This window comes from Achromobacter sp. 1011811831 (assembly GCF_059760905.1).
Map to the genome: position 1 here is coordinate 1 of NZ_JCBANG010000213.1, position 630 is coordinate 630.

The 630-nt window shown below is 61.0% G+C and carries 1 protein-coding gene and 1 pseudogene; both read right to left on the reverse strand.

Annotated features, from left to right (window positions below):
• A pseudogene (locus AC6LJ9_RS30640) lies at window positions 1-273 on the reverse strand (superoxide dismutase); the annotation flags it as partial.
• Between the two features lie 59 nt (window positions 274-332).
• On the reverse strand, window positions 333-630 hold a 298-nt coding region (locus tag AC6LJ9_RS30645), incomplete at its 5' end, for a chromate transporter (protein WP_498150454.1).

The following is a 630-nucleotide window of genomic DNA, read 5'->3' on the forward strand; positions in this document are numbered from 1 at the left end:
CCCGTCGGGGTCGCCCCCCGTGCCGCCGAGGGAATCGAAGTACACCTCGTGCAGGATCATCGAACCGCTGGCGATCATCTCCTCGCGCTTGAGGCCGTTGATCTCGAACACCGGGGCGCTGGCCCAGTTCAATTCGGCCAGGCGCTGCTCGATGGCATTGAGGCGCTTCACCGCCCCGCCGTAGTTGTTCTCCCAGTGGCTGACGATGAGTTTCTCGGACAGGCCGGTGAGTTTGGCCGGATCGCATGAAAGAGGTTTCAGTTCGTAAGGCATCTTGGTTTCCTCAAACAAGGTAGGTAAGAACGGCGCGACGAAGGCTGGTTCGATCAGGTTCAGCCTTGGTTCGGAAACACCAGCCACCCCGCCAATCCAGCCGCGAGGATCACGACGACGACGTTGAGCTTGTTCTTCCAGGCATAAAGGAATGCCAAGGCTGCGGCGAAGATCGACATGCCCACCGTCAACGATGGGACACGTTCAGCAGTGACCTGCGCCAAGTCGATGGTGGTTGCGCCGATCAGGCCGACTACGCCGGCCGCGACGCCGTCCAGGAACGCGTGCAGCCGTTTGTTCTCCACGACCGCCTCCAGCCGGTCGTAGAAAATCAGCGAGAACGCAAAGGCCGGAAGA